At 41.6% G+C, this 24438-nt stretch carries 28 protein-coding genes; 4 read left to right on the forward strand and 24 right to left on the reverse strand.

What is annotated here, in order from left to right:
- Window positions 1–195: 195 nt before the first annotated feature.
- Together DV740_RS07375 and DV740_RS07380 are read right to left on the reverse strand one after the other, a co-directional pair.
- Window positions 196–579, reverse strand: coding sequence for a hypothetical protein (locus tag DV740_RS07375; RefSeq protein ID WP_117947574.1), 384 nt, complete (start codon window positions 577–579; stop codon window positions 196–198).
- 18 nt (window positions 580–597) lie between these two features.
- Window positions 598–1356 carry an adaptor protein MecA gene (locus DV740_RS07380; RefSeq protein WP_118057272.1) on the reverse strand — a complete coding sequence of 253 codons (759 nt, stop codon included), beginning with the start codon at window positions 1354–1356 and terminating at the stop codon, window positions 598–600.
- A gap of 165 nt (window positions 1357–1521) precedes the next feature.
- On the opposite strand from DV740_RS07380, the gene DV740_RS07385 reads away from it, so the two are divergent.
- Window positions 1522–2841: a DNA polymerase Y family protein gene (locus DV740_RS07385; RefSeq protein ID WP_118087780.1), complete on the forward strand. Its 1320-nt coding sequence runs from the start codon at window positions 1522–1524 to the stop codon at window positions 2839–2841.
- Here the strand turns inward: DV740_RS07385 and DV740_RS14675 are convergent.
- The 11 genes from DV740_RS14675 to DV740_RS07435 form a co-directional block, all read right to left on the reverse strand.
- Window positions 2747–3178 carry a hypothetical protein gene (locus tag DV740_RS14675; RefSeq protein WP_117698541.1) on the reverse strand — a complete coding sequence of 144 codons (432 nt, stop codon included), beginning with the start codon at window positions 3176–3178 and terminating at the stop codon, window positions 2747–2749. The two genes, DV740_RS07385 and DV740_RS14675, sit on opposite strands and share 95 nt — an antisense overlap.
- Window positions 3171–3986 carry a metal ABC transporter permease gene (locus tag DV740_RS07390; RefSeq protein ID WP_022243438.1) on the reverse strand — a complete coding sequence of 272 codons (816 nt, stop codon included), beginning with the start codon at window positions 3984–3986 and terminating at the stop codon, window positions 3171–3173. The genes DV740_RS14675 and DV740_RS07390 overlap by 8 nt, the downstream gene beginning before the upstream one ends.
- Window positions 3983–4729 (reverse strand): metal ABC transporter ATP-binding protein, encoded by a 747-nt coding sequence (locus tag DV740_RS07395; protein ID WP_117698539.1) that lies wholly within the window; start codon window positions 4727–4729, stop codon window positions 3983–3985. The genes DV740_RS07390 and DV740_RS07395 overlap by 4 nt, the downstream gene beginning before the upstream one ends.
- Entirely contained in the window at window positions 4726–5730 is a 1005-nt protein-coding gene (locus DV740_RS07400; protein WP_118087781.1) for a metal ABC transporter substrate-binding protein, read from the reverse strand. The genes DV740_RS07395 and DV740_RS07400 overlap by 4 nt, the downstream gene beginning before the upstream one ends.
- Window positions 5720–6313 carry a ribosome biogenesis GTP-binding protein YihA/YsxC gene (gene yihA / locus DV740_RS07405; protein WP_118087782.1) on the reverse strand — a complete coding sequence of 198 codons (594 nt, stop codon included), beginning with the start codon at window positions 6311–6313 and terminating at the stop codon, window positions 5720–5722. The genes DV740_RS07400 and yihA overlap by 11 nt, the downstream gene beginning before the upstream one ends.
- A 14-nt stretch (window positions 6314–6327) precedes the next feature.
- A complete protein-coding gene (lon, locus tag DV740_RS07410) occupies window positions 6328–8655 on the reverse strand; it encodes an endopeptidase La (protein WP_118087783.1) in 2328 nt (775 codons plus the stop codon).
- 16 nt (window positions 8656–8671) lie between these two features.
- The gene (gene clpX / locus DV740_RS07415) at window positions 8672–9925 is read right to left on the reverse strand and encodes an ATP-dependent Clp protease ATP-binding subunit ClpX (RefSeq protein WP_117698536.1); all 1254 of its coding nucleotides are present in this window, start codon (window positions 9923–9925) and stop codon (window positions 8672–8674) included.
- A 129-nt stretch (window positions 9926–10054) separates the two neighbouring features.
- Window positions 10055–10636, reverse strand: coding sequence for an ATP-dependent Clp endopeptidase proteolytic subunit ClpP (gene clpP / locus DV740_RS07420; protein WP_022243444.1), 582 nt, complete (start codon window positions 10634–10636; stop codon window positions 10055–10057).
- A gap of 115 nt (window positions 10637–10751) precedes the next feature.
- On the reverse strand, window positions 10752–12092 hold the full coding sequence (gene tig / locus DV740_RS07425) for a trigger factor (RefSeq protein ID WP_117698535.1): 1341 nt from the start codon (window positions 12090–12092) through the stop codon (window positions 10752–10754).
- A 245-nt stretch (window positions 12093–12337) separates the two neighbouring features.
- The gene (locus tag DV740_RS07430; RefSeq protein ID WP_022243446.1) at window positions 12338–12553 is read right to left on the reverse strand and encodes an alpha/beta-type small acid-soluble spore protein; all 216 of its coding nucleotides are present in this window, start codon (window positions 12551–12553) and stop codon (window positions 12338–12340) included.
- Between the two features lie 124 nt (window positions 12554–12677).
- Complete coding sequence (locus DV740_RS07435) at window positions 12678–13229, reverse strand: DJ-1 family glyoxalase III (protein ID WP_118087784.1); 552 nt, start codon at window positions 13227–13229, stop codon at window positions 12678–12680.
- 193 nt (window positions 13230–13422) lie between these two features.
- Between DV740_RS07435 and DV740_RS07440 the strand changes: the two genes are divergently transcribed.
- Window positions 13423–13878, forward strand: a complete 456-nt coding sequence (locus DV740_RS07440) for a CYTH domain-containing protein (protein ID WP_118087785.1) — start codon at window positions 13423–13425, stop codon at window positions 13876–13878.
- Here the strand turns inward: DV740_RS07440 and DV740_RS07445 are convergent.
- Together DV740_RS07445 and DV740_RS07450 are read right to left on the reverse strand one after the other, a co-directional pair.
- On the reverse strand, window positions 13871–14425 hold the full coding sequence (locus DV740_RS07445; protein ID WP_118087786.1) for a DUF1653 domain-containing protein: 555 nt from the start codon (window positions 14423–14425) through the stop codon (window positions 13871–13873). The two genes, DV740_RS07440 and DV740_RS07445, sit on opposite strands and share 8 nt — an antisense overlap.
- A 29-nt stretch (window positions 14426–14454) precedes the next feature.
- Window positions 14455–14952 carry a hypothetical protein gene (locus DV740_RS07450; protein WP_118087787.1) on the reverse strand — a complete coding sequence of 166 codons (498 nt, stop codon included), beginning with the start codon at window positions 14950–14952 and terminating at the stop codon, window positions 14455–14457.
- Between the two features lie 216 nt (window positions 14953–15168).
- Here DV740_RS07450 and DV740_RS07455 point away from each other — a divergent pair, with 216 nt between their 5' ends.
- Together DV740_RS07455 and DV740_RS07460 are read left to right on the forward strand one after the other, a co-directional pair.
- Window positions 15169–16512, forward strand: a complete 1344-nt coding sequence (locus DV740_RS07455) for a TrkH family potassium uptake protein (protein WP_118087788.1) — start codon at window positions 15169–15171, stop codon at window positions 16510–16512.
- A 33-nt stretch (window positions 16513–16545) separates the two neighbouring features.
- Window positions 16546–17196, forward strand: coding sequence for a potassium channel family protein (locus tag DV740_RS07460; protein ID WP_117698530.1), 651 nt, complete (start codon window positions 16546–16548; stop codon window positions 17194–17196).
- A 128-nt stretch (window positions 17197–17324) separates the two neighbouring features.
- On the opposite strand, the gene DV740_RS07465 is transcribed toward DV740_RS07460, so the two are convergent.
- From DV740_RS07465 to dltC, 9 genes are all read right to left on the reverse strand, one after another.
- Window positions 17325–17954 carry a cytidylate kinase-like family protein gene (locus tag DV740_RS07465; protein WP_117841843.1) on the reverse strand — a complete coding sequence of 210 codons (630 nt, stop codon included), beginning with the start codon at window positions 17952–17954 and terminating at the stop codon, window positions 17325–17327.
- Between the two features lie 9 nt (window positions 17955–17963).
- Window positions 17964–18674, reverse strand: coding sequence for an ABC transporter ATP-binding protein (locus DV740_RS07470; protein WP_117698529.1), 711 nt, complete (start codon window positions 18672–18674; stop codon window positions 17964–17966).
- 13 nt (window positions 18675–18687) lie between these two features.
- Window positions 18688–19446, reverse strand: coding sequence for an ABC transporter ATP-binding protein (locus DV740_RS07475; protein ID WP_118087789.1), 759 nt, complete (start codon window positions 19444–19446; stop codon window positions 18688–18690).
- A 1-nt stretch (window position 19447) separates the two neighbouring features.
- Entirely contained in the window at window positions 19448–20527 is a 1080-nt protein-coding gene (locus tag DV740_RS07480) for a branched-chain amino acid ABC transporter permease (protein WP_118087976.1), read from the reverse strand.
- Between the two features lie 9 nt (window positions 20528–20536).
- Complete coding sequence (locus DV740_RS07485) at window positions 20537–21412, reverse strand: branched-chain amino acid ABC transporter permease (protein ID WP_117698527.1); 876 nt, start codon at window positions 21410–21412, stop codon at window positions 20537–20539.
- 97 nt (window positions 21413–21509) lie between these two features.
- Window positions 21510–22661, reverse strand: a complete 1152-nt coding sequence (locus DV740_RS07490; RefSeq protein WP_117698526.1) for an ABC transporter substrate-binding protein — start codon at window positions 22659–22661, stop codon at window positions 21510–21512.
- Between the two features lie 214 nt (window positions 22662–22875).
- A complete protein-coding gene (locus DV740_RS07495; RefSeq protein WP_117698525.1) occupies window positions 22876–23025 on the reverse strand; it encodes a teichoic acid D-Ala incorporation-associated protein DltX in 150 nt (49 codons plus the stop codon).
- A complete protein-coding gene (gene dltD, locus DV740_RS07500) occupies window positions 22994–24190 on the reverse strand; it encodes a D-alanyl-lipoteichoic acid biosynthesis protein DltD (RefSeq protein ID WP_118087790.1) in 1197 nt (398 codons plus the stop codon). The genes DV740_RS07495 and dltD overlap by 32 nt, the downstream gene beginning before the upstream one ends.
- Before the next feature lie 2 nt (window positions 24191–24192).
- Window positions 24193–24432, reverse strand: a complete 240-nt coding sequence (gene dltC / locus DV740_RS07505; protein ID WP_117698553.1) for a D-alanine--poly(phosphoribitol) ligase subunit DltC — start codon at window positions 24430–24432, stop codon at window positions 24193–24195.
- Window positions 24433–24438: the final 6 nt, after the last annotated feature.

Genomic DNA, 24438 nt, shown 5'->3' on the forward strand with positions numbered 1-24438 from the left:
GTATCTGGATTCGTACCCTCTGGGATATCTGGATACGAACCTGAATGATACAATTCAACACACATCAGTTTAAACTCATAACTATAACGCATAAAAACACCCTCCTTACTGGTTGTCCAGTAAAGAGGGTACATATCATACATACAATCGTTCTTCCGGGGTCTTTTCTATCTTTACTGTTTATTTTACCTGCTTTTATAAATCTTTAAGCACATCATCATAAAGGGCATCTAACATTTCCTTCAACTGCTTTTCAATGGTATCAAAATAAATTTCTGCTGTATCGTTGTCAAATTCCATCTCATTGCCGATTTCCATCACAATGTCAAGGATTCCGCTGTTCAACTCATCAATTGCATTTTCCACAATCTCTTCAAAAGTGCAGTAGGCATCGCCTGTCATATGCACAATAAAATCTTTCTTATCTAGCTTTCCACGGAATTTGTATTCATCGGTAAAAAGGCTCCATCCATCTCCGGCTGCCTCCCGCATCTCATTCCGAATGGATTTATAATCCAGTGGGACATAGTTCTGCTTAAAAAATTCTTCAAAAGATGCTTTATCTTTATATTCTTCCATTCCAATTCCTCTGTCTGTCTAAATTTCCTGTAAATGTTCTAACGCCTGCTCCGGCAAAATGCATTTTCCATGCTCCATAATATATGCCCGGGTCGGTCCATGCGCATAAATATCATCTGCAAATTCCAAAGAAGCACTTAAAAGACGACAAAGCTGTTTATCACTAAGTTCTCCCTTCTCAAGCAAAAGATAATAAGCATCCTCTCTGGTCAGATAATAAAGACTGCTCTTCATCGGCAGTTCCAGACGGACGCCCTTGGCATAACAAATTGCACGTTCCATGCTTGCAAAGCAAAGCTGATAAAAATTCCGGTCTTTTAGTGTAAAGCCACCGGTAGACTGTTTCTTATCTGTGCTTTCTTCTGCCTTGGAATCTGACTGCTCCGGCTGTATTTCTGCAATGCCTTCATCCGTATGATTCTGATTTGCCAGCTCTTTTGACGTCTGTTTCAGCTTTTCAATATCAGGAGCATTCTTAACCAGACTTTCTACTGCAGACTTCAGATTTTCCAACATATTGCTGATGCCAAGCTCCGGCTTCTCCGAAAAAGTAAGTGCCAGCGTATGCTCCGGCAGTACTGCAACCTGAATGGTAATATTTCCACCCTGTACTTTATATCCGACCTCTTCTTCTGCCATGGAAATAATCTTACGCAGAAACGATTCTGTTCTTCCGTCATTCTGCAGAAAATCATCTACTTCCAGCCCATTTTCCATTAATTCTTCTTCTGAAATAATACAGCGCACCGTATCCACATCGATTCTTTTAAATCTCATAAACAATCACCTGCCATTATTCTCGCTGCGTTTTCCCTTATTTGTAACCTTACTATACACTAAAAGCCCTTTCTTTTCAACCGGAAAGCTTTTATAATATAGGTATCCAAGGTATTAAGCCCGTAAACAGCCGGCAATTCCATAATACGGTAAAGGAGGAGCATTATGCACCGGATTATCTTTCATATTGATGTCAATTCTGCTTTTTTAAGCTGGAGTGCTGTTGACCGCCTAGAGCATGGTGAAACTTTAGATATCCGCGCTATACCGGCAATTATTGGCGGTGACTCTGCTACAAGACACGGTGTGGTTCTTGCCAAGTCTGTGCCTGCCAAAGCCTATAAGATTGTCACCGGCGAACCGGTTGCCAATGCTTTACGCAAATGTCCTACCCTTATGCTGGTTCCGCCGGATCATGCCATGTACCAGAGAAAAAGCCATGCACTTATGGAACTGCTACATACCTACACCGATGATATCGAGCAGCTTTCCATAGATGAATGTTTTCTTGACTTTACGCCCATTGCCCACCAGTATGAATCTCCTCTTGCAGCAGCCAAAATCATTTCTGCAAATATTAAATCACGATTTGGTTTTACCGTTAATATTGGAATTGCTCCAAATAAGCTTCTGGCGAAGATGGCAAGTGATTTTACCAAGCCGGATCGGATTCACACTCTTTTTCCGGATGAAATTGCAAAAAAAATGTGGCCGCTTCCGGTGGATGATCTCTACATGGTAGGGCATTCCAGTGCTGCCCGGTTGAAAGCACTTGGCATCCGTACCATCGGAGAACTTGCAGCCACTGACCCGGATTACCTCCGGCAGGAATTCAAAAGCCACGGCACACTGATGTGGGAATATGCCAATGGAATCGGAGATGACCATGTGCATTCTACCAAGCGGGAAGCCAAGGGGATTGGCAATTCCACCACTTTAAAGGAGGACGCCCGCACCTTAGCAGATGCAAAAAAGGTTCTGCTCTCTCTTTCCGAATCTGTATCCATGCGCCTTCGGAAAGAAAAAATGTTAGCCCAGAGTATCACGGTAGAAATCCGCTACCATGATTTTACCAATACTTCCCACCAGTGCAGTCTCCTCTCAGCCACAAATACTACAGATGCCCTTTATAAAACTGCCGTTTCCCTTTTCCAGCAGCTCTGGAATAAGGAACCTGTCCGGCTCCTTGGCATCCGTACCAGCCGTCTGCTTCCTGAAGATGCACCGGTGCAGCTTTCTATTTTTGATTATGCAGCCGATTCATCAGCATCTGCCATGATTTCCACAGAAAGTACAGCTTCCGGCAGTCCGCTCCCAGATGGCAATAAAAAAAGCTGCACCCAGATGCCTTCTGCCAATAAGCAAAAGCAACTGGATGCAGCCATTGATTCTATTCGGAAACGTTTTGGGTCGAAGGCTCTTGTCCGGGGGAGTTTTCTTCCGTCTCCTGAGTCAGATCCGAAAAAGAATCATCCATCGGACTGACGTTTGAGATGGTATAGTAGAATAATGGATCCGGAAGTTCATCCTTATATCCATTATCGTTTAATATAAACTGGAAGGTTCTGTTACTGCTTCCCTCTGCATCACTATAGGTTAAGAGGGAGGCCGTTACAAGATAACTTCCATCCTCTTGTGCAATCCAGTCGTCAAGCTGTGCCTGCACCGTCGTATCCTCACCATAAGGCATCTGAAATGCCCCTTTATCTATAATGTAACTCTTACTTTCATTCTCATAGCGGATTGCAGTAAACTTCCTGCCAGAAGAAAGGTAAGTAAAAGTGCGCCTTTTCTTCCTTTTTTCGTGGTTCTCATCATGCATTTCTCCTTCCGTATACATAAGTTGCAAAATAAATGATGGCTGCTACAATCACAATCATCGGACCTGTTGCAACATTGGTAAAATAGGAAATCATCAATCCGAGTAATCCCGAAAACAGGGAAAAGATAACGGAAAATAAATGATATTCCCGCATGTTGACCGAAATATTCCGGCTTGCTGCTGCCGGAAGAATCAGCAGTGCATTGATGATCAAAATTCCAATCCATTTAATGGAAAGCATTACAATTAATGCAATAAAAATTGCAAAAATATTTTCTATCAGCTTCACCCGGATTCCCCGGCTCTTTGCCAGTGCCCGGTGCAGGCTTACTGCATTTAACTTATTAAATGCCACGCCCCAGAAAATCAGTGTTGCCGCAAAAATCAGAATCAGATAAATAATTTCCTTTTTAGAGATGCTTAAAACATCACCTACCAAAAGACTGGAATATTTGCTGAAATTGCCACCTTTCGATAAGATGGCCAGTCCCACAGCAATACATGCTGAAGAAAAAACGGAGATAATCGTATCTCTGGATGCCGATGCTTTACTGCTGATATAGTTTAGTAATAATGCAAAAATTACTGCAAAAATAATCATGGATAAGGTCGTATCTGCAACTCCCATCACAACGCCAAGAGCAATTCCCGTCAATGCAGAATGACCTAATGCATCTGAGAAAAATGCCATTTTGTTATTTACAATCATGGTTCCAAGGATTCCAAACAATGGTGTGATAATCAGGATTGCGATAAATGCATTCCGCATAAATCCATAAGACCACCACGCGGTAAAAAATTCTATCATCCCCGCACCTCCATATCTGTAAATACCTGTTTAAAAGCATCACTGTCATAGACTTCCTTCGGTGTTCCCTGGGTCAGCACTTTGCCATCTATGAGCACCACATGGTCTGCATATTTTCTTACATAATCAAGGTCATGGGAAATCAGTAAAACTGCCAGGTCAAAATTTTCCTTCAGATATTCGATATTCCGGTAAAATAACTCCATACCATTCTGGTCAATACCAGACACCGGCTCATCCAAAAGCAGCAGATTCGGTTCATCCATCACTGCCATGGAAAGAAGTACACGCTGTAATTCCCCACCGGAAAGATTACATACCTGCTTGTCAATCAAATGCTCGGCTTCAAACATTTTTAAGCTTTCTTTGATTTCCTGATACAGCTTTTTACTCTTATATAAAAATACCGGCCGGTTGGACTGATAGCTTGCAATCATATCATAGACACTGACCGGAGTGGATTTCTCGATATTTAGATTCTGTGGTACATAACCAATCCTAAGCTTCTGGATATGACCATTTTCCCTGTCCTTAAATTCAATGCTTCCCGTGTGTGGAATGTCATTTAAAATAGCCCGGATCAGAGTTGATTTTCCTGCTCCGTTCCGGCCAATCAATACTGTCAGTGTTCCACAATGAATATGCAGATTCACATCTGACAATATCTGCTGTTCTCCAATGGTAACACCCAGATGGTTAATCCGGATACAATGCAGTCCACATGGTTTTACTATTTTTCTCATTCTGTAAAAGCCTCCTTCAGCAGTTCCATATTCTGTCTCATTGCATCAAGATAGCTGTCCTTTTCATACTCCCCGCGGGTTAAGGTATCAAGATAACATACTTTCGCATCGGTCTCCCGCTCTACTGTATCTCCCATATCTTTGCCATAGAGTTCTTCTGCCAGCACCACTGATATATCATTCTTTTCAATGACGCCCATCACATCTGCCACTTCACCGGCACTGACCTGACGCTCCTCATCCAAATCCATGGTATAGGAAATCTCCATATCATAGTCCTCTGCCACATAAGCATAAGCTTCATGAAAAATAACAATGTGCTTTCCTGCTAATTCTTGCTTTAGGAACTGCTGCTCTTTTTCTAAGTCCTCAAGCTTTGCAAGGTACTCCTTTGCATTGCTTTCATAAACATCCTGATGCTTTGGGTCTATGTTGCAAAGTCCTTCTAAAATATTTTTCACCTGCTGCTTATAAAGCGCAATGCTCATCCATGCGTGGGCATTCACATCTCCGTGATTGTGTCCATCTTCATGAGTATCCTCGGTATCTCCGTGGATATGCTCCTCTGCAGCATCTTCATGGGCATCTCCGTGAGCATGTTCCTCTCCTTCATCCTCTTCGGACAAAAGATTAAGTCCCTCGCAGGCATTTACAATGGAAAGATTCTTATAATCTGCTGCCACATCCGATAAAAAAGATTCGATTCCGCCACCATTTACAATAAACACATCTGCACCGGAAAGGAGCTTCATGTCTGCCGGAGTCAGCTGGTAATCGTGAAGGCAGCCGGTCTGCGGCTCACTGAGATTCTGCAAATCCACACCCGGAGTGTCTCCGATAACATTCATTGCTGCAATATACATCGGATAAAAGGATGTTACTACCGTAAATTCACTATCCTGCTGTTTTGTCTCTTCTTTTACATATAATTGTGTCAGTCCTGCACCAGTCAATAAAAGTACCAGCAGAAGAACCGTTACAAATACATATTTATTCTTCATAGCCAACAGCCTCATCCATAATCTGCCAGATTTCTTCCCTGCCCTGCTTGGTTACTGCAGAAAACGGAACAATTACCGTCCCAGGTTTTACTTTCAGACCTTCTTTTACTGCCTTGATACATTTTGGCACCTGGCTTCTCTTCAGCTTGTCCAGCTTGGTTGCCACAATAACCGGATCAAAGCCCTGATGGATAATCCAGTCATACATCAGTTTATCATTGGCAGACGGGTCATGCCTGATATCAATTAATAAGAATACCCGGCGCAGCTGCTTTGAGGTATGCAGATAATTTTCAATCATTTTACCCCATTTTGCTTTCTCACTCTCTGCTACTTTCGCATAACCATATCCCGGCAAATCCACCAGATACATGGCATTATTGATATTATAGAAATTAATGGTCTGTGTCTTTCCCGGCTGTGCAGAGGTTCTTGCAAGGGATTTCCGGTTCATCAGTGCATTAATTAATGATGACTTTCCAACATTGGATTTTCCTGCAAATGCCACCTCCGGCAATGTATTCTCCGGAAGCTTACTGGTAACACCACACACCGTTTCCAAGTTTACTTCTTTTATAACCATTTTCTGCTCCTTTACTACTCTTTTACAAAAGCAACCTTTAAGATATCTTCGATGGTATCTGCATAGACAATTTCTAAATCCTTTTTAATCTCTGCTGAGAGTTCCTCAATATCTTTTTCATTTTTTCCCGGCACACAGACTGTCCGGATACCGGCATTTTTCGCTGCTAATGTTTTCTCTTTTAATCCACCAATCGGAAGCACTCTGCCGCGGAGGGTAATCTCTCCTGTCATGGCAACATCAGCACGCACCTTTTTCCCGGTAATGGCAGAAAGCATTGCGGTTGCCATGGTAACACCGGCGGACGGTCCATCCTTTGGTACGGCTCCTTCCGGAATGTGGATATGTATATCATGTTTGGTAAAGAAATCGTCCGGTATCTGATACTGCTCACTGACAGAACGGATATAACTGATTCCAGCCTGTGCAGACTCTTTCATGACATCGCCAAGCTGTCCTGTCAGTTTAAATTCACCCTTTCCCGGCATTACATTTACTTCGATTTCTAATGTATCACCACCGACACTGGTCCATGCCAGTCCCCGGACAATACCAACCTCGTCCTTCTCATTCTTCTTATCAAAGGTATATTTCTCTTTGCCAAGATAATGTTCTAAGTTCTTTGTGCTTATAGTAACTTTCTTTTTCTTGCCCTCGTAAATCTCTCTTGCTGCTTTTCTGCAGATTTCACCGATTTTGCGTTCTAAGTTACGCACACCGGCTTCTCTTGTATAGCTGCGAATCAGCTGCTCAATTGCACCATTCTGGAATGTAAGCTCTGATTCCTTTAAGCCATTTTTCTCAATCTGCTTTGCTATAAGATGCTCTTTTGCAATGTGAGCCTTTTCATTTTCCGTATAACTGCTTACCTCAATCAGCTCCATACGGTCTAACAGAGGTCTTGGTATTGTCTGTACGGAATTGGCTGTCGCAATAAACAATACCTCAGACAAATCTACCGGAAGCTCCACATAGTGGTCCCTGAAATGGCTGTTCTGCTCATTATCCAATACTTCCAGCAGTGCAGAAGATGTATCTCCCTTATAATCACTGCTAACTTTATCAATCTCATCTAAAAGCATCAGCGGGTTCTTTACTCCGGCACTCTTTAAACCATTGATAATTCTGCCCGGCATTGCCCCCACATAGGTCTTTCTGTGTCCACGAATCTCTGCCTCATCACGGACACCGCCGAGACAGATTCTGACATACTTTTTATTCAATGCTTTTGCCACAGAACGGGCAATGCTTGTCTTGCCGGTTCCAGGAGGTCCCACCAGACAGATAATTGGACTTTCTCCTTTATTAGTCAGATTCCGGACTGCTAAGAATTCCAGCATACGCTCTTTTACTTTTTCCAGTCCGTAGTGGTCTTCGTCTAAAATTTTCTCTGCATTAGCTAAATCTTTATTATCCTTAGAAGCCTTATTCCATGGCAGTTCCAGCAATGTCTCAATATAGCCTCTGCTGACTGCACTTTCCGAAGAACTGGATGCAATATTCTTAAAACGCTCAATCTCTTTTTTAATTCTCTCTTTAACCGTCTTATCTGCCTTCAGTTTCTTTACTTCCTCTAAAAAGTGTTCCGCATCTGACTGTGTATTATCCTCACCTAGTTCTTCCCGAATCAGTTTCATCTGTTCCCGCAAAAGATATTCCTTCTGATTCTTATCCACGCGTTCTTTCACCTTCGCCTGAAATTCATTCTTTAAGGAAATCACTTCGATCTCATTCAGCAGAATTGCCATTAAAGTCTCATACTGGGAAGTGAGATCTACTGCCTCTAAGATTTTCTGTTTCTGGGTATAATAAAGCGGCAGATTGTATGCAACCTGCTGCATCAAAGTTCCAACGTCCTGCTGTTCTTCTACCTGACGTAAGAATTCTTTGCTCATATGTCCATTGGCTTTTTGATATTTCAGTACGGTTTCCCTGATACAGCGAAGCATTGCTTCCTTCGCTTCCGGCATCAGTTCTTCCTCTTCTGCCGTTTTTTCATCAAAAAGGATGACCTCTGCCATCAGATACTTCTCCTGTGACAGAAAAGAGGCTAACTCGCCTCTTTCCAATCCTTCTACCAAAACACGCACGATTTCATTTGGCATCTTTATTACCTGCTTTACTTCAGCAATAACACCAATCTGATATAAATCATCCCTGGCCGGCTCCTCTACGGAAGCATCCTGCTGTGTAATCAGGAATATTTTCTGGTCTCCAACCATCGCCTCTTCTATGGCATGAATGGAACGGTCCCTGCTAATATCAAAATGAGCCACCATTCCCGGCAGAATGGTCATTCCACGAAGTGCAACTGCCGGTAAATGAATTACTGTCCTGCTCATCTTTTTCTCCTCTTTTTTATGCGTTACGATATTCTATCTCCGCTTTCTTGTCTTCTACCGTTTCTTTTGTAATGGTGCATTTTACAATACTCTCATCAGAAGGAATCTGATACATTAAATCCATCATGGTATCTTCCATAATTGCACGAAGTCCACGGGCACCGGTCTTACGGGCTAAGGATTTCTCTGCAATTGCTTCTACTGCATCATCTTCAAATTCCAGCTCTACACCGTCAATTTCAAACAGCTTCTTATACTGCTTAATCAGTGAATTCTTCGGCTCCTTTAAGATACGGATTAACGCTTCCTTATCTAGCTGCTCTAAGGATACATTTACCGGAACACGTCCGATAAACTCCGGAATCAGACCGAATTTAATAAAATCTCCCGGCAGTACCTGCTTTAAGACTTCGCTCAGATTACGCTCGGTACGGTCTGCAATATCTGCGTTAAAGCCGATGGATTTCTGATCCATACGCTGCTCGATAATCTTCTCTAATCCATCAAATGCTCCACCACAGATAAATAAAATATTCGTAGTATCAATCTGGATTAATTCCTGCTGTGGATGCTTTCTTCCACCCTGTGGTGGAACGGAAGCCACAGTTCCCTCTAAGATTTTTAATAATGCCTGCTGTACACCTTCACCGGACACATCTCTGGTAATGGATACATTTTCAGATTTCTTCGTAATCTTATCAATCTCATCGATGTAAATAATACCGCACTGGGCGCGCTCGATATTGTAATCTGCTGCCTGAATCAGTTTCAGAAGGATATTCTCTACGTCTTCACCGACATAGCCTGCTTCTGTTAATGTGGTGGCATCTGCAATGGCAAACGGTACATTTAAGACTCTTGCCAGTGTCTGTGCCAGAAGGGTCTTACCGGAACCGGTCGGTCCTAACATCAGAATGTTACTCTTCTGCAATTCCACATCATTCATATCTACATCAGAAGTAATTCTTTTATAGTGATTATATACGGCTACAGAGAGGACTTTTTTGGCTTCGTCCTGACCGATTACATATTCATCTAAAAATTTCTTCATCTCTTCCGGTTTAATCAGGTTGATTTCTTCTAAATCTTCCTTTCCTTTTCCGGAAATCTCCTCATCTTCGAATTCCTCCTCTATGATTTCTGCACAGATGTCCACGCATTCATCACAGATATATGCACCGTTTGGTCCTGCAATCAGCTTGCGTACCTGATCCTGTGATTTTCCGCAAAAGGAACATCTGATTTTGTCCTCGCTATTTCTTCCTGCCATCTTTCCACCTCGATTATTTCCATCTATCTTTTCTAAATCCTTCGTAAAAAAGGTAAAGGCTGCCCGTAGTCGAATTCCGCATATGTGCTTCGGATAATCCGCCCAGAGACAGCCTCTTTCTTATTTCTCTTATCTTGCTGTAATTACACCGTCAATCAGGCCATACTCCTTTGCCTCTTCTGCGGACATATAATAGTCACGCTCTGTATCTGCGGCAATTACATCATATGGCTTTCCGGTATTTGCAGCTAAAATCTCGTTCAAACGTTTCTTGGTCTTTAAGATATTCTCTGCTGCAATCTGAATCTCAGTTGCCTGTCCTTTTGCTCCACCGGAAGGCTGATGTATCATAATCTCTGCATTTGGTAATGCAAATCTCTTTCCTTTTGTTCCACCGGACAACAGGAATGCACCCATGCTGGCTGCAAGTCCGATACAAATTGTAGATACATCACATTTGATATACTGCATGGTATCATAAATTGCCAATCCGCCTGTTACAATTCCACCCGGAGAATTGATGTATAACTGAATGTCTTTTCCCGGATCTTCGGACTCTAAGAATAAAAGCTGTGCCACTACCAGACTGGCTGTGGTCTCATTTACCTCTTCACCAAGGAAAATAATTCTATCCTTTAATAATCTGGAGTATATGTCGTAACTACGCTCTCCTCTGCTGGTCTGTTCAATGACATAAGGTACTAAACTCATATGATAACCTCCATTTCTACCATACATTCTGCTGCAACTTTATCTCTGTTTCAAGTGATTTGCGTAAAACAGACCGACCTGATTCCAAGTCAGTCTGTCTCTTTACGTGCTTCTCTTATGCTTCTGCATTAGCTGCTTCTGCTTCTTTTTCTTTCTTAGTCTTAGCTTTTGCTCTTTCTTTTACATTGTCCATAATGAACTGAACTGCTTTTTCAATCGCAATATCACGTTTCATGGATTCTTTCTCGTTATCGCCAACATACTCTTTGAGCTTATCCGCTTCCATTCCGTATGCTTTTGCCATCTTCTCAATTTCAGCATTTACATCATCTTCTGTAATCTCGAAGTTTTCTTCTTTTGCAATCTGCTCTAATACTAAGCTGCTCTGGATTCTTGTTAATGCTTCCGGACGAACCTGTTCTTTCATCTTGTCCATAGTCATTCCGGAGAACTGCATATACTGGTCAAAGCTTAATCCCTGCTGTGCAAGTCTCTGGGCAAATTCCTGAATCATATTCTGTACCTGTGATTCAATCATTGCATCTGGAATTTCCATCTCAGATTTCTCGATAATCTTCTTGATTGCTTCGTCCTCTTTGGTACGTTTTGCATTGTTCTCTTTGGTCTCTTCTAAGTTCTTCTTCACGCTCTCTTTGTACTCTTCTAAGGTTTCGAACTCAGAAACATCAGATGCGAACTCATCGTTTAACTCTGGAAGTTCTTTTGTCTTAATCTCGTTAATCTTAACTTTGAATACTGCTGGTTTTCCAGCTAAATCTTCTGCATGATATTCCTTCGGGAATGTAACGTTTACTTCTACCTCATCGCCAGTGTTCTTTCCTACTAACTGATCTTCGAATGTATCGATGAAGGAATGGGAACCGATCTCTAATGGATGATTCTCTCCTTTTCCACCTTCAAATGCGACACCGTCTACGAATCCTTCGTAGTCGATAACTGCTGTATCACCTTCTGCAACAGGTCTGTCTGTTACAGTTACAGTTCTTGCATTGTTATTTCTTTCTCTCTCTAATGCTTCTGCAACTTCTTCATCAGATACGGATGTATCGATCTTTGTTACAGTTACACCATTATATTTGCCAAGTTTAACTTCTGGTCTCTTTGCAACTTCTGCTGTGAAGATGAATGGTTTTCCTTTTTCTAACTGAACCACATCAACCGTTGGCTGGGAAACGATATCTACACCGCTCTCATCGATTGCTGCCGGATAAGCTTCCTGCATCATGATATTTGCAGCATCTTCATAGAAGATTTCCGGACCATACATTTTCTCTACCATAGCCATTGGAACTTTTCCTTTACGGAATCCAGGGATGCTGATTTTGTTTTTCTGCTTATTGTATGCAGCTTTCAAAGCCTCTGCCACTTTATCTTCTGCCACTTCAATTGTAAGCTTTACCATATTTTTCTCTAAATTTTCAACCTGTACACTCATTCTTGTTTCTTCCTCCTTATAACTATATATAAAATATACATGTACAAATATTTTCTTATCTTACGACTGCTCCCCTAAAAATAGGCATACTTAGAGCTACTAACAGTCATTTAGAGATTATAACACACCGTTTGTAAAATTACTAGCTTTTTTTTCGGTACAAGATTTCAATTGGTGACAGTCATGTAAAAAGCCCCCGGGAAATGCACTTTCGCGCTTTTCCCGAAGGCTTTTTGTCTTTCTTCTTATTTAGACATCTGCTCTTCCTGTCTCATGATCATTTTCTTAACCATTTCTCCACCGATAGAGCCAGCCTGTCTGGATGTCAGGTCACCGTTGTAGCCCTCTTTTAAAGGTACTCCGATTTCAGATGCAACCTCCTGTTTAAAACGGTGCATTGCCTCTTTTGCCTGTGGCACTGCCATCTGGTTACTTGAATTAGAACTGTTTGTTCCGCTCATTTGTTTCTACCTCCATAGTTTCTTCTCTTTGTTATCTATTTTCAGATAAGCTTTTGTTAGTTGCTTATCCTGTTTTTAGTATGGCTTCCAGAGAATAAATTATGTTGGTAAGTTCTGGTTATTTTTATTTAAAATACATGATATTTGCTTCCATCGCATCAATATCTGCCTGTGGTTCCAGCCACTTTACAATAGCCATGGAAAATTCAATGGCTGTTCCCATGCCCCGGCTGGTAACGATGTTGCCATCTACTGCAACTTTTTCTGCTCCGACCTTGGCTCCAAGAAGCTTTTCTTCAAAGCCCGGATAGCTGACTGCATGTTTACCCTCTAATATTCCATTCTCACCCAATACGCTTGGTGCAGCACAGATTGCTGCAGTAAGTTTGCCGCCTGCTACATAAGATGTAATCACTTTCTTTACAATTTCATGCTTTCCGAGATTTAAGGTTCCAGGCATTCCGCCCGGCAGTACAATTCCATCATAGCTGTCAAAATCAGCTTCCTCTGCCAGTACATCTGCTGCAAACGTAATTCCGTGGGCTCCTGCCACTTCTTTCTTTCCGGTAATGGAAATCATATCAATCGCAATTCCTGCTCTGCGTACCACATCCACTACGGTAAGTCCTTCAATCTCTTCACAGCCATCCGCCATAAAAATTCCGATTTTCTTCATATTATCTTCCTCCTGTTTTCTATTCTCTTCTGATATTACATTTTCTGATATTAAATTTTCTAACACGAAATTTTTCTATGCTGTCTCTTATGTTAGCATGGTTACTGCGCTTTTTCAATTCCATGGTTGCAGTGGATTTTAAAATATTTTACAATAAATGTATCATTATTTTCCTGACTATATGGAGGCTATTATGGAAATTGAACGTAAATATTTAATTGATGAGATTCCTTTTGATTTAAAAGACTATCCCTGCAAAGTCATTGAGCAGGGGTATCTCAATACGGACCCTGTAGTGCGGGTGCGCCGCTCCAATGACAAATATATTCTTACTTACAAAGGCTCCGGTCTTATGGTACGGGAAGAATATAATCTTCCTCTGAACGAAGATGCTTACCGGCATCTGATTCAAAAAGCCGATGGCATTATCATTTCCAAGAAGCGCTATCTGATTCCATTGACTGGCAGGCTGACCATTGAGCTTGATATTTTCGAAGGAGACCTTGCTCCGTTGAAATTAGCCGAAGTGGAATTTGAAACAAAAGAAGAAGCTGAATCCTTCCTTCCACCGAAGTGGTTTGGGAAAGATGTCACCTTCTCCTCTGATTATCACAACAGCACTTTAAGTCGTATGGGACTGCCTACCTAAGGCGGGTAGTCTCATAACGGCACATGGTTGCCACGCACTGCTTTAACTGTATATAACGGCCGGTTAAATCTCCTTCCGGAATTACCACATCCAATACTACGGAAAAATCATTAATCAGACGGTCTGTAATATCATTTTCCATCTCATTTAAAATCTTATATTTCTCCTCATAAGTATCTGCATCTAAGAAACGCAGCAGGAACGGATTCGCCTGCTCTTCGGATTCTGAAGTTTCCTGCGGCTGGGCTGTTGCCTGCGGCTGTGTTTTCTCCTGACTAACCTTTACCGCTTCCTGTGGAGTTGCTTCTTCCTGCAGTTTTACTTTTTCAAATCTGTATTTCTGCTCTGCTGCCGGATATTTCTCATGATCAACTTCGCTTACAAACATGGCAAGCGGTCTTGCATATACTTTATAAGCTCCGTAAAGTGCCTGATAAATCACCAGTTCTTCTCTTGTTTCGCTGTGTGTTGCTATGGCTACAATCTGATATAATTTTCCTTTAAAATGTCTGTAAATCTCCCCGGTTGCCGGTCTTCTGTCTTCCATTGCTGTCATCCTCCACTTATCTATGCTCTTTACTGTAATTCAAAACGGTTTAACATTTCAATTCCTTCTGCCACAAAATCTCTTTCAAAATTCAGATTGCCGCTGAAGCCAGTTACCATCAGCTCCTGCACTTTCTTCATATTATCACTTTGTGGAATATCATACGTAAATTCCATCGGTTCTATTACTTCCATGGCAGACATTTCCTCTGCCGCTGCAGACTGATATTTTCCCGCCAGCCGGTTCTTTAACTGCTGCTGTGCCTGCTGTCTGTTCATCTGCGGATCAGGTGCCTGCTGATACATGGGATGCGGCTGGACTGGTGCCTGCTGATATGCCCGTTGTGGCTGGTTCATGGTCTGCTGATATGTACGCTGCGGCTGGTTCATCTGTGGACGATATATCTGCTGTGGCGGCCGCCCCATAGCCGGATTATTTCCACGCCTGTTTTGATTATTGCTTTGCTTTACACTCTGGGACAAAGCAACATATATAATAATAATGATAAATACAATAAAAAGTCCCATATAAAAACCTTCCTTTTTCTATCCTTTTCAAGTTTTTTCTTTTCAAGTTTACCCTATTATTTTATTATACTCAAACAAACCAGCTAAGACAACAACTGATTCTATAATTTTTTCTTGCTGTCAGACTGTCTTTTCTGGACAAAGCGGAGTAGAATTACTATAATAGATAAATAAGATTTATCGAAAATTATTTAAATCAGGAATAGGAATTTTATTATGTTTGGGAAATTTGAAAAACGTATGTCCGGTACACAGATGATAGCGCTTGGTTTTCTATTGCTCATCTTTATCGGAACCATACTTCTGATGCTTCCGGTTTCCAGCCGGAATGGTGAATGGACTCCATTTATAACTGCCCTTTTCACCTCAACCAGTGCTACCTGTGTAACCGGTCTGGTTCTGGTTGACACCTTTACCCACTGGAGCATTTTCGGACAGCTTGTTTTATTAGTTCTGATTCAGATTGGTGGTCTTGGTTTTATCACCATTGGTATTACTGTTTCTTTGATGTTACGCAAGAAAATCGGGCTGAAACAGCGTGGTCTTATTAAAGAAAGTTTAAACACCCTTGAAATCGGCGGTGTCGTGCGGCTTGTCCGCCGTGTCATCGGAGGCACGTTTCTTTTTGAAATGTCGGGTGCATTCATTCTTACACTGCGTTTTCTGAAAGACATGGATGTTTTACATGCCATCTATTATGGTATCTTCCATTCTATTTCAGCCTTTTGTAATGCAGGATTCGATTTAATGGGGCGTTACAGTCCCTTTTCATCCATTACCAGATTCTACAATGATCCTGTAGTAATTCTTACCATCAGTGCCCTGATCCTGATTGGTGGTATCGGTTTCTTTGTATGGAATGACCTTAGGGAACACGGGCTGCATTGCCGCCACTATGCCCTGCAGACCAAAATGGTTTTAAGTGCTACTGCAGTCTGCCTCTTTGGCGGCACGTTGCTCTTTTATCTTTTTGAGCATAACCGCTTATTTGCCGGTATGAATTTCGGAGAACAGCTTTTGAATTCTTTCTTCTGTACTGTTACCCCACGAACTGCCGGTTTTAACGCTGTTGATAATGGCGCGTTAAGCGAAAGCAGTAAATTTCTTTCTATTGTATTTATGTTTATCGGTGGTGCCCCGGGTTCTACCGCCGGCGGTGTAAAGGTTACAACCATATTTGTTCTATTGTTATCCGTACGTTCCACCTTAACCCGTACTACCGGAACAAATATTTTTGGACGCAGACTGGAAGAATCTGTTATCACCAAATCAGTCGTCGTCCTTATGTTCCAGTTGACGCTGGCACTCAGTGCCACACTGGCAATTACTTCTATTTCCGGTTATCCAGTCATTGATGTGGCTTTTGAAGCATTTTCAGCTCTTGACACTGTCGGAATGTCAACCGGTATTACAAGCAGCCTTAGTACCAGCTGTCATATCATTCTAATTCTGTTAATGTATTTAGGACGACTGGGAAGCCTTTCCTTTGCCTTAGCATTTACGGATAAGAAAAGGATTGCGCATGTGATGCAGCCGGTAGAAAAAATCAATGTCGGTTAATATCAAATATCTTGATTATACTAGGAGGATTCTATGAAATCATTTTTAATTATTGGACTGGGCCGATTTGGCACTCACCTTTGCAAAGACTTATCCAAACTGGATAATGAGATTATGGTTGTGGACGAGAATGAAGCCGTAATGGAAGATGTTCTCTCTTTTGTCACCAGTGCAAAAATTGGCGACTGCACCAATGAAAAAGTACTTGCCACTTTAGGTGTTGGCAACTTTGACGTCTGCTTTGTCTGTATCGGAAGTAATTTCCAGAGCAGCCTAGAGATTACAAGCCTGCTTAAGGAAATGGGTGCCAGATATGTCGTAAGCAAAGCAAACCGTGATATTCATGCCAAATTTCTACTGCGGAACGGTGCTGACGAAGTTATCTACCCTGACCGGGATATCGCCGAAAAAACTGCAGTCCGTTTCTCTGCCGACCAGGTCTTTGACTACTTTGAATTAGGCGGTGGCTTCTCCATTTATGAGATTCCGCCATTACCAGAATGGATTGGAAAGAGTATTAAGGATCTAAATTTCCGTGCCTGCTATCATGCCAATATCATCGGTATTAAAACAGATGGTGTCATGAGCCTGCTGCCGGATGCCAATTATATTTTTAAAGACACGGACCATCTGATGATATTAGGCCACAGAAATGACATCGATAAAATTTTAAAGAAACTGTAAAACTACAGAAAACATGCTTTGCAAGTCCAGCGTTTTCCCACTACCCGCATAAGCATTGAAAGAAGAGGTATCCGATGCCCGAATCATCAGATACCTCTTCTTTCTCATATTCTGCTACAATATTGTTCCTAAGGCTCCTCTGCCTCACTGATTTCTAAATATGCTTTTACAACCTGTACCAGCTTCTCATAACTTAAGGATGTAGTGTCCAGACAGAAATCGTAATTTCTGGCATCGTTCCACTCCCTGCCGGTATAGTATTTGTAATAATCTGCGCGATATTTATCAATCGTGTCTATCTTCTTTTCAATATCCTTCTTAGTTCCACCATTCTGCTGCATGACACGTTCAATGCAGTCCTTACGCGGTGCGTAGAAAAACAGACTCTTTACATAATCACAATCTTTTAAAACATAATCCGCACAACGTCCGATAATAATACAGGACTCTTCTTTGGCTACCTCACGGATAATTTTCGCCTGATAGTTAAAGAGATTGTCGTTGGATACAAACTCATCACTATCCGGTGGAAGCACTTCCCCATGATATGCTTTCTTCGCAATACGAAACAGTGGCATCTTACGCAGTTTCTCATCTGCCTCTCCAAACAATGCCTCATTGATTCCGCTTTCATCAGAAGCCATTCTTATTAACTCACGGTCATAGCAATGAATTCCAAGTTCTTCTGCCAGCTTCTTACCCAGCGTTCTTCCGCCGCTTCCATAACTTCTTGCAATGGTTATTACCGTATGTTTCATATTTAACACCTACTCTCCTAAATATGCCTTTTTAATAGACTCATTATTCATAAGCTCTTTGGCATCACCGCTCAATACAATTTTACCTGTTTCCAGTACATATGCACGGTCTGCAATCGATAATGCTTTCTTTGCATTCTGTTCTACCAGTAGAACAGTTGTACCGGATGCAGATATTTCTTTGATAATGTTAAAAATCTCTTCTACAAAGATTGGAGACAATCCCATGGACGGCTCATCCATAAGGATGATCCTCGGCTTACTCATCAACGCCCGGCCCATGGCAAGCATCTGCTGTTCGCCACCACTTAAGGTTCCAGCCAGCTGATTCTTACGTTCCTTTAATCTTGGAAAGCTCTTGTATACACGCTCTAAAGACTCTGCAATTTCCTGCTTATCTTTTCTGGTATATGCACCCAGCTTTAGGTTCTCATATACAGAAAGCTCTGCAAATACACGTCTTCCTTCCGGAACATGTGCCATTCCCATGGATACAATCTTATGTCCCGGAACCTTGGTGATATCTGTTCCTTCAAAAAGAATGCTTCCCTTTTTGGCACTGAGCATTCCGGTGATTGTCTGCAGTGTAGTTGTCTTACCTGCACCATTGGCTCCGATTAATGCAATGACTTCTCCTTCATTGACATCAAAGGAAATCCCTTTAATTGCCTGAATCACGCCGTAATATACTTCCAAATCTTTTATTTCAAGCATTGCCATTTTATCATCCCTCCTATTCACCCAGATACGCCTTGATAACCTGTGGATTATTCAATACGTCACTGGTATTTCCGCTTGCCAGTACCTGCCCGAAGTTCAATACAGTCAGTTTCTCACAGATACCGGATACCAGTTTCATATCATGTTCAATCAGAAGAATGGTCATATCAAATTCATCCCTTACAAAGCGGATGGTATCCATTAATTCTTTGGTTTCATTTGGGTTCATGCCAGCTGCCGGCTCATCTAAAAGTAGAAGCTTTGGTTCGGTTGCCAATGCTCTTGCGATTTCCAGTTTACGCTGTTTACCATATGGAAGATTGGATGCCAGATAATCTGCTTCATCCTCAAGACCAAATACCTTTAACAGCTCCATTGCCTTTTCATTCATCTCTGCTTCTACTTTAAAATACTTCGGAAGTCTTAGGATTCCGGTTAAAGTAGAATAGGTATGATGATTATGCAGTCCGACTTTTACATTATCCAGCACGGACTGGTCTTTAAAAAGGCGGATATTCTGAAAGGTTCTTGCAATTCCGGCTTTATTAATATCTATGTTTTTCTTTCCGGTAATATCTTTTCCATCCAGTACAATGCTTCCATCATCCGGTTTGTATACACCGGTAAGCATATTAAATACGGTTGTTTTACCTGCACCGTTCGGTCCAATCAGTCCGTATAACTGACCTTTTTCAATCTGCATTTCAAATCCATCTACCGCCCGGAGTCCACCGAAGGAAATTCCAAGATTCTTTACTTCTAACATTGCCATCTTATTGTACCTCCTTCGTTTTCTTTGCAAATAAATTCTTCAAAGAATGTGTCTGTCTCCAGGTAATTGCTGCCGGTGCCCAGTTAAAGAGCATCATTGCAATCAGAACTACCGCATAAATCAGCATACGGTAATCACGCAGTCCACGCAATACTTCTGGAAGCATGGTTAGTACTACGGCTGCAATAATGGAGCCACGGAAGCTTCCCATTCCACCGAGTACGACAAATACCAGAATCATGATGGACATATTGTATCCAAAGTTTGCCGGCTGGGCAATCAGACTGGAAAGGTTATGTGCATAAAGCACTCCGCCTGCTCCTGCGATTGCTGCAGAAATGGTAAATGCCATCAGTTTAAACTTTGTAATATTAATGCCAACGGATTCTGCTGCAATACGGTTATCACGGATTGCCATGATAGCACGGCCGCTTCTGGAATTAACCAGATTAAATACTACAAACAATGCAACCAGAATCAAAATAACACCGATTAAGAAAGTAGACTGTCTTGGTGTTCCGGTGATTCCCTTTGCACCATCGATAATCATTTCTCCGGTTCCCGACATATTAAGAGCCTTGTTGTCATTGATTGCAAAATGCAGACCGTTTTCATCTTTGCCTACATAAAGAACATTGATGACATTCTTGATAATCTCTCCAAATGCCAGTGTTACGATTGCAAGGTAATCACCTCTTAAACGAAGTACCGGAATTCCGATTAAGAATCCAAAGAATGCTGCAACAGCAGTTCCGATTAATAAAGCGATGATAAAACGCAGGGTTGGATTCATAGATGAATTTTCCATACATCTGGTAAAGAAAGCACTGGAAAATGCGCCGACACACATAAAGCCTGCATGACCAAGACTTAATTCACCCAGATAGCCTACACAGAGGTTCAATCCGATTGCAACGATAGAATAAGTACAAAGGGGTACCAAAAGTCCCTGCATCAGACTGGACATGCTTCCGGTTGCTACCAGAATCTGTACTACGGCAAAAATGACGATTACCATAGCATATGTAATCAGATTACTCTTTGTTGTCTTCTTCATTGTTTTTAAATTCATTTTACTCATTCCTGCCACCTACACTTTCTCATGAATTGGCTTACCAAGAATACCGGTAGGCTTAACCAATAACACAATAATCAACACGGCAAAAACGATAGCATCGGAAAGCTGTGAAGAAATATAAGCTTTTCCTAAGATTTCGATAATACCAAGAAGGATTCCTCCGATAAATGCTCCCGGAATGGAACCGATTCCACCAAATACAGCTGCAGTAAATGCTTTGATACCAGGCATAGCGCCGGTATATGGAGTCAGTGTCGGATATGCTGAACACAATAACACACCTGCAATTGCCGCAAGTCCGGAACCAATTGCGAAAGTAAGTGAAATTGTCCCGTTTACATTTACCCCCATAAGCTGTGCTGCATCCTTATCCTCAGATACTGCCAACATTGCCTGTCCTGCTTTTGTCTTTTTAATAAAAATCATCAGACCAATCATGATAACAATACATGCCAGGACTGCCACTACCGTAACACCGGTTATGGTAATTCCGCCAATCTTGATATTCTGCAGTGGAACTACAGAACTAAAGGATTTGGTATCTGCACCAAATATCAGTAATGCAATATTCTGCAGCAAATAGCTGACACCAATTGCTGTAATCAATACTGCCAGTGGAGATGCCTTACGCAAAGGCTTATATGCCACTTTTTCAATTATCACGCCAAGCACAGTGCAGACTACAACTGCAAGGATTACGCTCAAAAGCGGGTTCATGTTCATGCCGCTCATTGTCATAAATACGACATAGCAGCCAATCATGATAACATCACCATGGGCAAAATTCAGCATCTTAGCAATTCCATACACCATGGTGTAACCCAGTGCAATGATTGCATAGATGCTGCCAAGGCTGATACCGTTGATTAAATACGTTATGAATCTCATAACAACACCTCTTGCTTTCTCTTAGAATATATACCTCTATAATACATAAAAGGGGCTGCCATTGGCAACCCCTCTTTGGCTTATCTGATAAAATACATTACATTCCTACGTATTCACCATTCTGAATTACAACCGCTTTAGGATCTTTGTTTACTTCACCAGTTGCTGACCATGTCATTCCGCTACCTGTTGCACCATCAATGTTGACTTTTGTAATTGCGTCTTTCAATAAATCACAAATATCAGAAGCACTCATATCCGGTGTTGCATTTGCTTCTTCCAATGCTGCTTTGATTGCATAAATTGCATCATAAGCATCAGCTGCAAACTGGTTTGGTGTATCTTTATATTTCTCTTCATATTTAGAAACGAAGTTTGCAGTTTTTTCATCTTTCGAATCTGCTGCAAACGGTGTTAATAACATAAGTCCTTCTGCTAAAGAAGTATCAAAGTTCTTAACACCTAAGATTCCGTCCATACCGTCGCATCCGAAGAATGTCGGTGCATATCCCATAGAATCTGCCTGGGTTAAGATAATAGATGCTTCTGTATAGTAGATTGGAAGGAATACCAGATCTGCTTCTGCATCTTTTGCTTTCTGTAACTGTGTAGAAAAATCTGTCTTGGAATCTGCAGTAAATGCTTCTTCTGCAACTACCTCAAAGTTCTGGTTTGCTGCTTCTTCTACGAATTTTGCTTCGATACCTGATGAATAGATATCTGAACTATTGTAAATAATTGCCACTTTCTTGGCAAGGTTATTCTCACCGATATACTGTGCGGATTTTGTTCCCTGTGCAGGGTCTGTAAAGCATACCTGGAATACATTGTCGTTCTTGATTACATCTGTAGATGATGCAGATGGTGTAATCTGGAACATATTATCTGCTGCAGTTAAATCTGCCACAGATACACAAGGACCTGTTGTAACAGTTCCCATTAATACCTGCATACCCCAGTCTTTTAAGGTGTTGTATGCGTTTGCTGCTTTTTCAGGGTCTCCCTGATCATCCTGGAAATTATATTCAATCTGATGACCGTTAATTCCACCGGCTTCATTAATCTCATCGACAGCAATCTGTGCACCGTTCTGAACGGCTGTTCCGTAAATTGCTGCATCACCGGTAACCGGTCCAATTCCTCCGATATAGAATGCATCTTCATTTTTTGCTTCTTTTGAGCCACAACCTGCAAGGCATCCAACTGCCATCGCTGCGACCAGTATTACACTGACTATTTTTTTCTTCATAATAGTTCCTCCTTTAACTCCTAGGTTTCATGTGCCTTATCTTACTACATGAAAATTTGAAAAGCAATACTCATTTTCCCTGCTACTCCTTGATTTTTCTAGGTTTTTCATGCCCTTCACCACGTTAAAGTACTAAAGACGTATTGATTTTACTAGGTTGATTTATTTTAATATATAACCGCAGGTTATATATCGCATTCCAAACCGGTATAGTTTAAAACTGCTCATAAATAAACGCCGGTGCTGCAGAATCCTTTGCCAGCATAAAATGCATCCATAGAATCATCAGCAGCAGGTAAAAGAAAATCACTTTACCAAGAAATACTGCCTTCTCATTCTGTCTTATCTTTCCGATAAAATTCATAAATCGCTTCATTTAAATCTACCAGTCCTTTCAATGCTGGATGGGAATTATCCTCAAAGTAATACTCTGTATATTCATTTCCACTCAAATCGGCACACTGCACACCATAATCTTCTGCTATGCATCTTATCTTTTCATAAAATGTGCTCCGCTCTTCTGCCGTCAGCTCCGTATAATCATACCAGTATCCGTTAAAGGGAAGGATTACTACCAAAGGCTCGATTCCCTCCTCCCTGCAAATTGACAGAAAACATTCCAAATCCGAAAATTCCATGGAATCTAAGGTGTACTTCGGATTCTTATGTTTTCCATTGGCAATCAGCGTCTGGTACGTTCCTTTATATACGCTGTCAAACATGCCATAGTCGTTGCCATCCGAAAGCTTATGTCCTTCTGTTTCAGCTTCCTTTCGAAGCTGCTCCCAGGTAGCCTGTGACAGCTTTGCACCACTTTCCTTGCTCCTATGATTGCTGATTCCATCCATCAGTGCCTCTGCCATCACTTTATAATTATTCTTTTCTTCCAACAGTACCTTATGAAAATCTGCTTTTTTCTGCTCCAGCCAGCCTGGTTGTTCTGCTGTATTATCATCCTTCGGCTGATACCATTCCCGGGCTTTTTTTACTCTTTCTGACATGTTTTCATTATCTGCCATGATATTTTGCAGTCTGCCATTGATATAATCTTTGGTTTCCTGACTGATATCCGGATTTTCCAGCAATGCAATATATTCTTCTTCTGAAAAAGCAGCTTCAAACGCCGTGGATTTTACTCCATTTTCTTTAAACCACTGGGGCGAAACGATTAATACGGCCTTCTTATTGGCTGCCTGACTGCCCACCGCGCCCAGCGTAATGGCATGGGTCAGGCTCTGATACCCTGCTTTTCCTACATAAATGGGATCCATATCCGCACCATCAAAAATCGTATCTCCATGGAATCCGCTGCCCTGTCCATGCCGCAGCTCCGAAGAGCCGAATATCAGCAATGCTTTTTCATCGGCTGCCATCTTCTTTAATGTACTGCCGCTTTGGGATTTTGCATCACTGACCCAGGTGCCTGCTTTTCCCTCTGCCGAAAAACCTCTGCCGCTGTATAAATGCAGTCCCACTATCGTAAGTGCGCATAACAGCAACGAAACTGCAAATGCTTTTATCGTTTTCATGCTTACTTCTCCTGTGCTTTTGCTTCTACCAGCGCGATAATTTTCTCCGGTGTATCCATATCCTCTCTTGTTACTTCCGATGGTGAAATTACAACACCAAGGTTATCCTCAAGTTCCACCAGAAGTGCTACAAAGCTTAAGGAATCCAGTAAATCCTCTTCAAAAAGATTCATCGTAAGGTCTTCCCGGATGCTGTCATCCTCACATACTTTTTCAATAATATCCAAAATCTTTTCTTTCATCTTATA

The sequence above is a fragment of the Roseburia sp. AF02-12 genome (assembly GCF_003461765.1).
Taxonomy (GTDB): Bacteria; Bacillota; Clostridia; order Lachnospirales; family Lachnospiraceae; genus Roseburia_C; species Roseburia_C amylophila.

Bases quoted from the DNA above. Each gene is read 5' to 3' on its own strand.
- DV740_RS07375 (WP_117947574.1), bottom strand. From the start codon at position 579: ATGGAAGAATATAAAGATAAAGCATCTTTTGAAGAATTTTTTAAGCAG.
- DV740_RS07435 (WP_118087784.1), bottom strand. From the start codon at position 13,229: ATGAAGAAAATCGGAATTTTTATGGCGGATGGCTGTGAAGAGATTGAA.
- DV740_RS07440 (WP_118087785.1), top strand. From the start codon at position 13,423: ATGGAAATTGAACGTAAATATTTAATTGATGAGATTCCTTTTGATTTA.
- DV740_RS07390 (WP_022243438.1), bottom strand. From the start codon at position 3,986: ATGATAGAATTTTTTACCGCGTGGTGGTCTTATGGATTTATGCGGAAT.
- tig (WP_117698535.1), bottom strand. From the start codon at position 12,092: ATGAGTGTACAGGTTGAAAATTTAGAGAAAAATATGGTAAAGCTTACA.
- DV740_RS07445 (WP_118087786.1), bottom strand. From the start codon at position 14,425: ATGGAAGACAGAAGACCGGCAACCGGGGAGATTTACAGACATTTTAAA.
- DV740_RS07470 (WP_117698529.1), bottom strand. From the start codon at position 18,674: ATGGCAATGCTTGAAATAAAAGATTTGGAAGTATATTACGGCGTGATT.
- dltD (WP_118087790.1), bottom strand. From the start codon at position 24,190: ATGAAAACGATAAAAGCATTTGCAGTTTCGTTGCTGTTATGCGCACTT.
- clpP (WP_022243444.1), bottom strand. From the start codon at position 10,636: ATGAGTTTAGTACCTTATGTCATTGAACAGACCAGCAGAGGAGAGCGT.
- clpX (WP_117698536.1), bottom strand. From the start codon at position 9,925: ATGGCAGGAAGAAATAGCGAGGACAAAATCAGATGTTCCTTTTGCGGA.
- DV740_RS07455 (WP_118087788.1), top strand. From the start codon at position 15,169: ATGTTTGGGAAATTTGAAAAACGTATGTCCGGTACACAGATGATAGCG.
- DV740_RS07385 (WP_118087780.1), top strand. From the start codon at position 1,522: ATGCACCGGATTATCTTTCATATTGATGTCAATTCTGCTTTTTTAAGC.
- lon (WP_118087783.1), bottom strand. From the start codon at position 8,655: ATGAGCAGGACAGTAATTCATTTACCGGCAGTTGCACTTCGTGGAATG.
- DV740_RS07485 (WP_117698527.1), bottom strand. From the start codon at position 21,412: ATGAGATTCATAACGTATTTAATCAACGGTATCAGCCTTGGCAGCATC.
- DV740_RS07380 (WP_118057272.1), bottom strand. From the start codon at position 1,356: ATGAGATTTAAAAGAATCGATGTGGATACGGTGCGCTGTATTATTTCA.
- DV740_RS07495 (WP_117698525.1), bottom strand. From the start codon at position 23,025: ATGAATTTTATCGGAAAGATAAGACAGAATGAGAAGGCAGTATTTCTT.
- DV740_RS07490 (WP_117698526.1), bottom strand. From the start codon at position 22,661: ATGAAGAAAAAAATAGTCAGTGTAATACTGGTCGCAGCGATGGCAGTT.
- DV740_RS07475 (WP_118087789.1), bottom strand. From the start codon at position 19,446: ATGGCAATGTTAGAAGTAAAGAATCTTGGAATTTCCTTCGGTGGACTC.
- DV740_RS14675 (WP_117698541.1), bottom strand. From the start codon at position 3,178: ATGCATGATGAGAACCACGAAAAAAGGAAGAAAAGGCGCACTTTTACT.
- DV740_RS07430 (WP_022243446.1), bottom strand. From the start codon at position 12,553: ATGAGCGGAACAAACAGTTCTAATTCAAGTAACCAGATGGCAGTGCCA.
- DV740_RS07480 (WP_118087976.1), bottom strand. From the start codon at position 20,527: ATGAGTAAAATGAATTTAAAAACAATGAAGAAGACAACAAAGAGTAAT.
- DV740_RS07395 (WP_117698539.1), bottom strand. From the start codon at position 4,729: ATGAGAAAAATAGTAAAACCATGTGGACTGCATTGTATCCGGATTAAC.
- dltC (WP_117698553.1), bottom strand. From the start codon at position 24,432: ATGAAAGAAAAGATTTTGGATATTATTGAAAAAGTATGTGAGGATGAC.
- DV740_RS07460 (WP_117698530.1), top strand. From the start codon at position 16,546: ATGAAATCATTTTTAATTATTGGACTGGGCCGATTTGGCACTCACCTT.
- yihA (WP_118087782.1), bottom strand. From the start codon at position 6,313: ATGGTTATAAAAGAAGTAAACTTGGAAACGGTGTGTGGTGTTACCAGT.
- DV740_RS07400 (WP_118087781.1), bottom strand. From the start codon at position 5,730: ATGAAGAATAAATATGTATTTGTAACGGTTCTTCTGCTGGTACTTTTA.
- DV740_RS07450 (WP_118087787.1), bottom strand. From the start codon at position 14,952: ATGGGACTTTTTATTGTATTTATCATTATTATTATATATGTTGCTTTG.
- DV740_RS07465 (WP_117841843.1), bottom strand. From the start codon at position 17,954: ATGAAACATACGGTAATAACCATTGCAAGAAGTTATGGAAGCGGCGGA.